The following is a 10,746-nucleotide window of genomic DNA, read 5'->3' as shown; positions in this document are numbered from 1 at the left end:
TGAACATAAATATATAAAAAAACAGGGTGACATTTGTCATCCTGTTAACACTTGTTTGCAAAGATTGTATTAAAATCATCGTATCCTAATTTTGAAACATTTTCTTATAACCTCAGATTTTAAATCCAATCTTATTGATTCCATAAAGCTGCTAAACCTTGTAAAGAGAAAAACCCTGTAAAAATGGTAACGACAACTGCTACAATCCCAAATATAAGCATCCAAGTTGGGTGTTTATAGTCACCTACGATTCGTTTATTTTTTGAAGCAATCAAAATTGTTCCCAATACAATTGGAAGAATTAATCCATTAAGTGCACCTGCAATAATCAGTAATTTTACAGGTTTACCAATAAATAAGAATATCAAAGTAGAAATAACTATGAAGGCTACAACAACATAGTTATCATAAGTTTTAATTTTATGATGTAATGTTTTTATGAAAGTTGTACTTGTATATGCAGATCCAATAACAGATGACATCGCAGCAGCAAAGAGAACAACACCGAAAATATTTTTTCCAATCGGTCCTACTGCATGTTCGAAAACTGAAGCTGGTGGATTATCTTGATTCAATGTCACACCAGTAACCACGACACCTAAAACAGCTAAAAACAAGAGCGCTCTCATCACACCTGTTGTGAGGATACCTGTTATTGCCGAACGGTTCACAAAAGGTAAATAATTTTCTCCTTTAATACCAGCATCTAATATTCGATGCGCACCAGCAAATGTAATATATCCCCCAACGGTACCCCCGACCAATGTAATGATAGGTAATACGAGTGACGAAGGATTTTCAGGTAAAATCATATGTTTTGCTGCATCAAGATAAGGCGGATGAGACTGCACCATGACATATGCAACAGTCGCAATCATCACGACACCTAATATCATTGTCACAACGTCCATAATCTTTTGACCATTTTTTGAGATAAACACTAATATCGCGATGGCAGCTGTAACCGCTGAACCTACTCTAACATCGAGTCCAAAAATAGCATTAAGTCCTAATCCAGCACCAGCAATGTTTCCAATATTAAATGCTAATCCCCCTATAGCAATTAATATTGAGATGAAAGTTCCTAATCCTTTAATAACTTCATTCGCAATTTCTTGGCCACGATAACCAGTCACAACAAGGATACGCCAAATATTAATTTGTGCACCGATATCTATAATGATAGAGAGCAATATTGCAAAAGCGAAACTCGCCATAAATTGTTGTGTAAATACAGCAGTTTGCGTTAAAAAGGCAGGCCCAATTGCAGAAGTAGCCATTAAAAATACAGAGCCTAACAACAGTCTCTTATGTGTTTTTGTGAATTGAAAACTTTCATTATTCTCAATTTGATTTGGATCTTTATTCATTTATTAACCCCCTAATGTACTGATATCAACATTTTCATCTGAGAGATGCGATCGAATTTGTTTAACGAAATCCAGTGCATGAGCACCATCCCCGTGGACACAAATAGTATCTGCTTTGATATCTATTATTTCACCTGAAATCGTTTTAACAGTACCTTCTTTAACCATTTGTAAAACTTGTTCAATAGCCTCATGTGAATCTTCGATAACGGCGCCTTCCTTTTTACGACTGACTAATTGGCCGTCATTCTCATATCTACGATCGGCAAAAACTTCAGAAGCCACATTTAATCCTTGCTTTCTTCCCTCCTCAATCAAAATAGAATTTGAGAGCCCCATTAAATATAATTTTGGGTCTATTTGATGGATTGCAGAAGCAATCGCCTTTGCGATGTCTGCATTTCTAGAAGCCATTTGATATAAAGCCCCATGTGGTTTCACATGATTAAGTTTGACACCTTGAATGTCGCAAAAAGTTTTTAAGGCACCAACTTGATAGACCACCATATTAAAAATTTCGTTTAATGACATGTCTAAGTTTCGACGACCAAAACCCTGCAAGTCAGGAAAACCTGGATGTGCACCGATACCTACATGATTTTGTTTGGCAAGTTTAACTGTTTCAGCCATAACATTTTCATCACCCGCATGAAAGCCACATGCAATATTTGCAGATGTAATTAAAGGTATGACAGATTGATCGTTACCAATTTTGTAATTACCAAAGCTTTCACCTAAATCACAGTTTAAATCAATTTTCATTTTCAGTGGCCTCCTTAAATATGTTATGTCGGTCTAAAAATTTAATATCTACTTCTTTTGCATCTCCTTCAAAATATGGCGGATACGAAAGTAATGCATATAAAAAGTCTGCAGTCGTACTAAAACCATCTATAACGAGTTCATCTAAAGTTACTTTTAATTTTTCAATCGCATGTTGTCTAGATTCACCTTTGACTATGACTTTAGCTACAAGTGAATCGTAATATGAAGATACAGTATAACCGCTGTATAAAAGCGAGTCAACTCGTATATTGAAGCCATGAGGGAAATGAAGGCGTTGAACTGTACCCGGTGTCGGACGGAACCCTTTTTCAGGATCTTCAGCGTTAATTCTTGCTTCTATGACATGGCCTTTAAACGAAATATCTTCCTGATTTAAATCGAGTTGACCGTTCTTCATTATTAATAATTGTTGGCGAACTAGATCAATATCCGTACGCATTTCAGTCACTGTATGCTCGACTTGAATACGTGCATTCATTTCAATAAAGTAATAAGCATCCTCCGTAACGAGAAACTCAATCGTTCCTGCACTTCTATATTGAGCAGCTTGAGCTACTTTGACAGCATCATTACAAATCTTTTCTCTTTTTTCATCACTTAAAGCGCTACATGGCGATTCTTCAATCAGTTTTTGGTTTTTTCTTTGTACAGAGCAATCTCTCTCGCCTAAATGGATATATTGTCCTTGTCCATCACCTAAAACTTGAACTTCAACATGTTTTGCTACAGGGATAAATGCCTCAACATAAACACGATCATCGTTAAAATATTTATTACCTTCGCTTTTGGCTTCTTTAAATGCGCGTTCTAATTGAGATTCGTCTTTAACAATGCGAATACCTTTACCGCCTCCACCACTTGCCGCTTTAATAACAAGTGGATAACCAATTTCTTCTGCAAGTTTTTCAATTTCTTCAATATCTTCTACAGACGATTTTGAACCAGGAATGACTGGCACGCCTGCTTGGTCAACGGTTTGTCTCGCAGTAATTTTATCTCCCATTAATTTCATTGTTTCTTTAGTAGGGCCAATAAAATAGAGGCCTTCGCTTTCTACTTTTTCAGCAAAAACTGGGCTTTCAGATAAGAAGCCATAGCCCGGATGAATTGCATTTGCATTTGTAACTTCTGCGGCTGACAAGATTTTACGAATATGCAAATAACTATCAAGTGGATTAGGCTGCCCGATGCAGACGGCGTCATCAGCGAGTTTCACATGCAAACTATCTTCATCACCAACGGCATAAATCGCGACAGACTCCATCCCCATTTCTCTAAGCGCTCTTATAATACGTACCGCTATTTCTCCTCTATTTGCAACTAATACACGATACATGCTTTCACCCCCATTATTTTAAAGTTACAATTGCTTGATTAAATTCGACATTCTCACCGTGGCCAATTAAAATTTCTTGGATTTCTCCATCCTCATCAGCAGTAACTTCATTCATAACTTTCATCGCTTCAATGTAGCCGATAATATCTCCTTTATTGACTTTGTCGCCAACTTTAATAATGGGTTTAGTTAATTCTTTTTCATCTTGCAAATAGAATGTTCCTATCATTTGTGAGCGAATCGCTTTTGATTCATTTTCTTCTTGCTTTTGTACATTCTCATTTGTGTTTTGAGCTACTTGTAATGGAGAAGCGTCAAATTGTTCAATTGATTGACCGTTAGTATTAGTAAACAAGTCCAATTCAAGTTCAATATCATCATCTTTATATTTAAAGTGTTTCGCACCGTAATGATTTAACAAGTTTAATGTTTGTTCGATTTGTTTTAAATCCATGGTAATTGATCTCCTTTAAGAAAAGTTTTAATTTTTTGCTGTGTAGGTCGAATGTTTTTTAAGAAACGTTGCGGTTGTTTACGAATTTTAGCTTTTGCGTCATCAAGCTTACGTCGCTTTCTTGCTAAAATTTCGTTAGCTTCATTAAATGTGATCCATTCAAATTTTATTGTTTCTCCAGGTTGTTTTTGTGCAATATCAACGATGTCACAATCAATGACAGTACCAATTTTTGTGTACCCGCCAACCGTCTGTCTGTCATTTAATAAAATAATTGGATTGCCATCTTTAGGCACTTGAACACTACCTAATGCAACAGGTTCAGAAATAATATCGGCGCTTTGGAAGGGTTGAATCGATTGCCCTTTTAAACGATAGCCCATTCGGTCTGAACTTTCTGAAATTTTGAATTCAAATTGCTCAATCTCCTTAATTGTTCGTCTTGTAAAAGATTCAAGTTGTGGTCCATCCATGATGCCAATCGGTAAGTGTCTTGCTTTATTAAAACTAGAGTAATCACTTGAACGCCCGATTAAACTGAGATCTATACGACCTGGCATGGTTTTCAAAATATCATTTTCCTTTAATTGACGCCCTTTATAGCCACCAATTCGTGTCCGAGTATGTGTAGAATAGCTCCCTTCGACTTTTGGGATATCTAATATTTCAGCAAATCCGATATAGCCTCGCATTCCTTTTTCTACTTTTCCTACATCGAGTACGTCGCCCTTTTCTACCTTAATTACTGTTTGGTGAGGAATAGGTTCGTTATTTAAAGTAGCTGAAAATTGTGCTCCTGTTAATGCCATTAAATTTCTTCTTAAAAACTTGATTTTAGGTCCAATCATTGTCACTTCAAGTGCGGGTTGGTTTTCCGTTTCTAATAAAGTATTTAATATTTCATAACTCGGCCGATCTAATACACCAGCAGGTGAATACCCTTCAAACTGATGACTATAACGTCCCATATCTTGAACTGTGGTAAATAATCCGGGCTTTAATATTTTAATCGACATCTTCAATCATCACCCATTCATCATAATCTAGCTGATTTTTTTGTACATATTTTTGTACATGCAGGAATTTTTCCTCATTAATGGAATAAAATTTTATTTTATCTCCAGGTTTATACAATATTTTAGGATCCCTATGGGGATTAAAAACATCAATAGGTGTTCTTCCTATAATTTGCCACCCACCGGGAGAATCTGAAGGATACAGACCTGTTTGATTATTTGCAATACCGACTGATCCCGCTTTTATTTTAATTCTTGGCTCTTCTTTTCTCGGAGTATGGAGCTTCTTGTTCAATCCTCCTAAAAACGGAAAGCCTGGCATAAAGCCAATCATATAAACGAGATAAAATGCTTCAGTATGATATTGAATTACTTGCTCTATTGACAATTGGTTATGGGCAGCAACGACGTCTATGTCAGGTCCCCATTTCCCTCCATATAGCACAGGTAAATTAATAATTCTACGCTGCCCTTGTGCGTTATGTTCATGATTATAATTCAGTTGATTGAGTTCAAGTTCTTCAATTAATGTTTCAAAAGTAATACGGATACCATCAAAATAAACTAAAATTGCTCGATAAGACGGCACAACTTCTTGTATATATGGATGGTTTTTTGAACGAAGATAATCAACCACAAAATTAACATTTTCAAAGACATCTTCACTTATTTCGGATTTAAAATAAATCATGAACGATTGCTCACTGATTTGACGAAAATTCAATTGTAGCCCCCCTTTATAAAAACCCTTACATATTCCCATTTTATCATTTTGTAAAAGTCCATCGCAATGAAGCGTTGTATTAACAAATAGCTACGAAACGTTGTTATTCAAATTTAATTAAATAAAGTTATTTTTAAAGTTTTTAATTCAAAAAAAGAAACGGTGATTAAACCATACACCGAATCAAAAAAACAAATTTATGTAAATAAATCACTAAGGTGAGATTGAGGACATTGGTTCACTTCAAAATTCTAAAAGAGCAACTTAGATGCCAATGTCCTACTTATTACATTCATCTAAGTTTATTTAATATCTATAATTTTAACGTTCATTTCTCCACCATTTGGAAGAGGAACGCGTACTTCTTCATTTAATTGCTTACCAATTAAAGCTTGCGCCATTGGAGATTCGTTAGAAATTTTACCATTAAATGCATCTGATTCCGCAGATCCTACAATTTGGTAGCTTTCTTCTTCATCCCCAGGAAGTTCAACAAAAGTTACAGTTTTACCAATTTGTACAGCATGGTTATCGCCTGTATCTTCAATAATCAAAGCATGACGAAGCATTGTCTCAATACGTTGAATATCTTGTTCGATAAAACCTTGTTCGTCTTTAGCTGCATCGTACTCAGAGTTCTCAGATAAATCACCAAAACTACGCGCAACTTTGATTTTTTCAACGACTTCAGGACGTTTTACCGTTTTTAATTCTTCGAGTTCTTGTTCTAACTTTTCAAATCCTTCTTGCGTCATTGGATATTGTTTTTGGTTTTCCATTTTACATCTTCCTTTTACATGTATTTAATCTTGTTTACGAACGAGCGCTTGAATTTTCGTTGTCATGATATCAATCGCAACTTTATTAGAACCACCTTCAGGTATAATGATATCAGCAAACTTTTTCGTCGGCTCAATAAACTGATTATGCATTGGTCTCACGACATTGAGATATTGCTCGATTACAGAATTCATCGTACGTCCTCGTTCTTCAGTATCTCTAATTAAGCGACGTAAAATTCTCAAATCCGCATCCGTGTCGACAAAAATTTTCACATCCATCATATCACGTAGTTCTTTGTTTTCAAGCGCAAATATACCTTCTACGATAATAACATCTTTAGGTTGAAATGCAATTGTTTTATCACTACGTGTATGCTTCGTATAGTCATAAGTCGGTACTTCGACACTGTGTCCCGACTGTAAAGCTTTTAAATTTTGAATTAATAAATCATTATCAAATGCAAATGGATGATCATAATTTGTTTGTAATCGCTGGTCAAAAGTGAGATGTGACTGATCTTTATAATAGTAATCTTGTTCCATCAGTGCAACACTGTGGCCCTCTAAATTGTTCATTATTTCGTTTGTCACAGAAGTTTTTCCTGAACCTGATCCTCCAGCAATACCGATTATCGTTGTTGCCATGCTTTAAACTTCCTTTCTCATCATGTTGTTAGGATAAATTGGCTGGTCTACTTTAATTTGTATAATTTGTAATGGATGACGTGCAGCATCAAGTTCATTACCTTCTTCATCATAGATTTTATCTATAATTTGTGAAAAAGTTTGAATTTCCGGACCGAAAAATTCAATTTCTTGACCTGGCTTAAAGTGATTTCTTTGTTGGATTGTAGCAATTTGACTTTTTTCATCATAATCAAGAACTAGCCCAACGAAATCAAAAGGTGCTTTTTTAGAAGATTCATTACCGAACATTTGCTCTTCATAACCCGGTGTTCCTTTAAAGAATGCTGGTGCAGTATCACGGTTAGCACACTTATCTAGTTCAAAAAGCCATTCCGGTTTTATTTTGAAATTCTCTGGATCTTCCGCGTAAGCATCAATAACTTTTCTATATACAGAAACAACAGTCGCTATATAATGAATCGACTTCATTCTACCTTCAATTTTTAATGAATCAATACCTAAGTCCATCATATTGGGGATCGATTCAATCAATTTTAAATCTCTTGGACTCATTGCAAAAGGTGTTGCTTGTCCTTTTTCATCATAATAAACATCTAATTCACCGTCTTGATCGACAGTCAACAAATCGTAATCCCAACGACAACTTTGACAACATCCACCGCGATTGGAATCACGTGCAGTCATGTGATTGCTTAATGTACATCGACCTGAATAAGCGATACACATAGCACCATGAATAAAGGCTTCGATTTCAATATCAACTTTATCCTTAATCTCTTTCATTTCCATTGCACCTGTCTCACGGGCTAATACGACACGATCTAAGCCCTCTTCTTTCCAGTATTCAACAGCTTTATAATTACTTAATGATTGTTGTGTTGAAAGATGGATTTCTAGTTTTGGTGCCACACTTTTACATGTTTCTATAATGAGTGGATCGGCTACAATGATACCTGTTGCACCTGTTGATTCAAGTTGTTGTAAATATTCTTCAAGACCTTCTATATTTTCGTCATGAGCAATAATATTAGTTGTAATATAAACTTTTGCCCCGTATTGATTTGCAAATTCAACACCTTCACGAATTTCATCGATCGTAAAATTATCAGCATTTGAACGCAAACCATATTCTTGGCCACCTATAAAAACAGCATCTGCACCATAGTGAATTGCAATTTTTAATTTTTCTAGATTACCAGCTGGAGCAAGTAATTCAGGTTTTTTTAATTTAGGTTTTGAACCTGATTTAACTTCTTCAAGTACCTTCATCTTTAATCTCTCCCATAAATTAGTAGACTGTTTGCTTGTAATAAAAACCTTCATCAAATGGTCGGTGCTCAGGCTGAATTTCCTCAATTGGCTCTACAAGCATAAATTTTTCATCATCATACGCTTCTGGATCTTCGTTGTATAAATCTATAGCTTCTCGATATTGTTGCGTCACAGTATTGATATAGGCTTCATCATGCAACACACCATCAATTTTAAAACTATCAATGCCTGCTTCAAAAAGTGGTTCTAATTCTTCGATTAAACAAATATCGTTCGGTGACATAATATGTGTACCATTGTAATCCTCAAAAACAGGATACTTATTCTCACGCTCTTCATCGTAAAGTAGAAGTTGCACATCATCTGCGATATTTTGGCGCTCTATTTTCATTTGTCTCTCTTGGAATGTGTAATAATTACCTAAAAGCATACGCTTAGATTGGAACATACATGTCATCCCGTGAACCTGCACTTCTATTTCAACATCACTATTTTCTTTAATATTGATGATTTCTTCAAGACTCAATTCTCTTGCTAATACGGCTCTTTTAGCGCCTCTTTTCCCCCAATAGTTACATTGAAAATGGTTCGTGACCAATGTTTCTGCATTCCAGTTCAAAGGGATTGGTTCGGCTTGCTGTTTGACAATCATCACGACAGCAGGATCACCGAAAATAATACGATCAACTCTAATTTCATGCAAAAATTCAATATAATCTTCAAGTGCAGGAATATGATAATTATGGAAAATGCCATTCACAGCTGCATATGCTTTTTTCCCTGCCGCATGAATGATATTGACTGCTTCACGCATCGCATCACGATTAAATTCACCGGCAAGACGCAAGCCAAATTTTTCTTCTCCAATTACGAATGCGTCTGCCCCTTTTTCAATAAGTGTCTTTATATGTTCGATTGATTTCGGCGTCACTAATAATTCAGTCATTTTTACTCTCCTTTATTGAAATGGCTAAACCATCATCCATGTGAACAAAGTTGGTTGAGTAGTCTTCTCTTTGACTCAACCATGCATTATATTTTTGTACTTTTTTAACCATTTGTTTAACATTTCGACTCTTTACTACATCAATATTGGCAACAAAACCATGATATAAAACATTATCTGTTATAATAACACCTTTTTCACGAAGCAGTGGACTATAAAGCTCAAAAAATCGTTGCGATTGCGCTTTCGCTGCATCTATAAAAATCATGTCATAGATTCGATCATTTACAAGTTCCAATGCGTCTGCGGCATCTGCTTCAATCAATTGAATTTGAGACTGGTACCCTAAATTTTCAATGTTTGCTTTTGCTTCTTGTATCATGGCTTCGTTACGCTCAATTGTTGTAACTTGAATATCTGAATTAACAGAAGCAAATTGCATAGCACTATAGCCAATAGCACTCCCTATTTCTAATATTTGTTTAGAATTGTGAATTCGAATCAATTGCTTAATCAAATCTAATGATAATTGATCGATAATAGGTACTTTGTTCTTTTCAGCAATGCTACGTAATGCGTCTATTGGACTGTCATAATACTGCAAACTTAAAAGATAGTTTTGGTTGTTATCTTCCATTTATGTTAACTTCCTTTTAACATTAATCTAAAATTTATCAAAAAATAAACCAGTCTAACTGGACTGATTTTTTGAACACAGGTGTCATATATAAATGTATAGTAACTACATTTAATGCTTTAGTATAATTGAGCTATTGGTGTGTTTCTTTCACATATTAATCTAGCTTTGATTAACAAATAATATGAAAAACGCATACAAATAATAAAGCCAGACAGCTCAATACATCAAAATCACTTCTACATATTTTATCACAGAATTGAATTGTAGGTAAACAGCAAAATCCTTGCCTGTGGCTCTTATTTCATATTTAATTCATGTACGTTCTGTGCTTGATTCGACTCCAATAACAAAAAAGGGCAAAACCCTTAATTTGATTAATTAAAGGGTTTTGCATTTACTTTTCATATATCAAAATTGAGCTCGTCTTCACTTATATTGGAGACTAAACTTCAGGATCTTCCATATTTGTGTTGACAATTTCTTCAATCATGTCCCACTCTTCATCTGTTTCTACAGGTAAGAAACGTCCACCTTCACCAGAATCATCAGGCTCATTAATCATCGGTACAAGCTCGATTAAGTCATCATCATCCGCTTGTGCGCCTTCTTCAGCTAGAATCACGTATTCTTTTTCAAATCCAGGGTGGTAAAATTCTAACATTTTACGATATAGAACTTCATTACCTTCTTCATCATAGAGTGTTAATAATGTTTCATCATTTTTAATTTCTATTTCTTGATTATGGTTTTCGTTTGTCATATTTTAGCTCTC

Annotated in this window: 12 protein-coding genes; all 12 read right to left on the bottom strand. The window is 35.1% G+C overall.

Annotation, left to right across the window (positions count from 1 at the left end; translation table 11 throughout):
• Nucleotides 1-131 precede the first annotated feature (131 nt).
• The 12 genes from KM149_RS05925 to KM149_RS05870 all read right to left on the bottom strand — a co-directional run bounded on the left by KM149_RS05925 (nucleotide 132) and on the right by KM149_RS05870 (nucleotide 10,734).
• Nucleotides 132-1,370: an NRAMP family divalent metal transporter gene (locus KM149_RS05925; RefSeq protein WP_165545533.1), complete on the bottom strand. Its 1,239-nt coding sequence runs from the start codon at nucleotides 1,368-1,370 to the stop codon at nucleotides 132-134.
• 3 nt (nucleotides 1,371-1,373) lie between these two features.
• Nucleotides 1,374-2,132: a 5-oxoprolinase subunit PxpA gene (gene pxpA / locus KM149_RS05920; protein ID WP_214969952.1), complete on the bottom strand. Its 759-nt coding sequence runs from the start codon at nucleotides 2,130-2,132 to the stop codon at nucleotides 1,374-1,376.
• Complete coding sequence (locus KM149_RS05915; protein ID WP_165545535.1) at nucleotides 2,122-3,492, bottom strand: acetyl-CoA carboxylase biotin carboxylase subunit; 1,371 nt, start codon at nucleotides 3,490-3,492, stop codon at nucleotides 2,122-2,124. Before KM149_RS05915 ends, pxpA begins: the two co-directional genes overlap by 11 nt.
• 13 nt (nucleotides 3,493-3,505) lie before the next feature.
• Nucleotides 3,506-3,946: a biotin/lipoyl-containing protein gene (locus KM149_RS05910; protein WP_241415182.1), complete on the bottom strand. Its 441-nt coding sequence runs from the start codon at nucleotides 3,944-3,946 to the stop codon at nucleotides 3,506-3,508.
• The gene (locus tag KM149_RS05905) at nucleotides 3,937-4,962 is read right to left on the bottom strand and encodes a 5-oxoprolinase subunit C family protein (protein ID WP_214969973.1); all 1,026 of its coding nucleotides are present in this window, start codon (nucleotides 4,960-4,962) and stop codon (nucleotides 3,937-3,939) included. Before KM149_RS05905 ends, KM149_RS05910 begins: the two co-directional genes overlap by 10 nt.
• Complete coding sequence (gene pxpB / locus KM149_RS05900) at nucleotides 4,952-5,686, bottom strand: 5-oxoprolinase subunit PxpB (protein ID WP_214969976.1); 735 nt, start codon at nucleotides 5,684-5,686, stop codon at nucleotides 4,952-4,954. The genes KM149_RS05905 and pxpB overlap by 11 nt, the downstream gene beginning before the upstream one ends.
• Nucleotides 5,687-5,988: 302 nt before the next feature.
• Nucleotides 5,989-6,465 carry a transcription elongation factor GreA gene (gene greA / locus KM149_RS05895; RefSeq protein ID WP_016425242.1) on the bottom strand — a complete coding sequence of 159 codons (477 nt, stop codon included), beginning with the start codon at nucleotides 6,463-6,465 and terminating at the stop codon, nucleotides 5,989-5,991.
• 24 nt (nucleotides 6,466-6,489) lie between these two features.
• A complete protein-coding gene (gene udk / locus KM149_RS05890; RefSeq protein ID WP_060829818.1) occupies nucleotides 6,490-7,113 on the bottom strand; it encodes a uridine kinase in 624 nt (207 codons plus the stop codon).
• A gap of 3 nt (nucleotides 7,114-7,116) precedes the next feature.
• The gene (locus KM149_RS05885) at nucleotides 7,117-8,385 is read right to left on the bottom strand and encodes a peptidase U32 family protein (RefSeq protein WP_060829817.1); all 1,269 of its coding nucleotides are present in this window, start codon (nucleotides 8,383-8,385) and stop codon (nucleotides 7,117-7,119) included.
• A gap of 19 nt (nucleotides 8,386-8,404) precedes the next feature.
• Nucleotides 8,405-9,334, bottom strand: a complete 930-nt coding sequence (locus KM149_RS05880) for a peptidase U32 family protein (RefSeq protein ID WP_182280283.1) — start codon at nucleotides 9,332-9,334, stop codon at nucleotides 8,405-8,407.
• Nucleotides 9,327-9,971, bottom strand: a complete 645-nt coding sequence (locus tag KM149_RS05875; RefSeq protein ID WP_050345550.1) for an O-methyltransferase — start codon at nucleotides 9,969-9,971, stop codon at nucleotides 9,327-9,329. Before KM149_RS05875 ends, KM149_RS05880 begins: the two co-directional genes overlap by 8 nt.
• A 445-nt stretch (nucleotides 9,972-10,416) precedes the next feature.
• On the bottom strand, nucleotides 10,417-10,734 hold the full coding sequence (locus KM149_RS05870) for a DUF1292 domain-containing protein (RefSeq protein ID WP_050330752.1): 318 nt from the start codon (nucleotides 10,732-10,734) through the stop codon (nucleotides 10,417-10,419).
• Between the last annotated feature and the right edge of the window lie 12 nt (nucleotides 10,735-10,746).

The organism is Staphylococcus coagulans (assembly GCF_022557135.1).
Taxonomy (GTDB): domain Bacteria; phylum Bacillota; class Bacilli; order Staphylococcales; family Staphylococcaceae; genus Staphylococcus; species Staphylococcus coagulans.
This window is presented reverse-complemented; position numbering and strand designations above follow the sequence as displayed.

Excerpts from the sequence above, each read along its gene's own strand:
- KM149_RS05915 (WP_165545535.1), bottom strand. The coding sequence starts at position 3,492 with ATGTATCGTGTATTAGTTGCAAATAGAGGAGAAATAGCGGTACGTATT.
- greA (WP_016425242.1), bottom strand. The coding sequence starts at position 6,465 with ATGGAAAACCAAAAACAATATCCAATGACGCAAGAAGGATTTGAAAAG.
- KM149_RS05880 (WP_182280283.1), bottom strand. The coding sequence starts at position 9,334 with ATGACTGAATTATTAGTGACGCCGAAATCAATCGAACATATAAAGACA.
- KM149_RS05905 (WP_214969973.1), bottom strand. The coding sequence starts at position 4,962 with ATGTCGATTAAAATATTAAAGCCCGGATTATTTACCACAGTTCAAGAT.
- udk (WP_060829818.1), bottom strand. The coding sequence starts at position 7,113 with ATGGCAACAACGATAATCGGTATTGCTGGAGGATCAGGTTCAGGAAAA.
- KM149_RS05910 (WP_241415182.1), bottom strand. The coding sequence starts at position 3,946 with ATGGATTTAAAACAAATCGAACAAACATTAAACTTGTTAAATCATTAC.
- KM149_RS05870 (WP_050330752.1), bottom strand. The coding sequence starts at position 10,734 with ATGACAAACGAAAACCATAATCAAGAAATAGAAATTAAAAATGATGAA.
- KM149_RS05925 (WP_165545533.1), bottom strand. The coding sequence starts at position 1,370 with ATGAATAAAGATCCAAATCAAATTGAGAATAATGAAAGTTTTCAATTC.
- pxpA (WP_214969952.1), bottom strand. The coding sequence starts at position 2,132 with ATGAAAATTGATTTAAACTGTGATTTAGGTGAAAGCTTTGGTAATTAC.
- KM149_RS05885 (WP_060829817.1), bottom strand. The coding sequence starts at position 8,385 with ATGAAGGTACTTGAAGAAGTTAAATCAGGTTCAAAACCTAAATTAAAA.
- KM149_RS05875 (WP_050345550.1), bottom strand. The coding sequence starts at position 9,971 with ATGGAAGATAACAACCAAAACTATCTTTTAAGTTTGCAGTATTATGAC.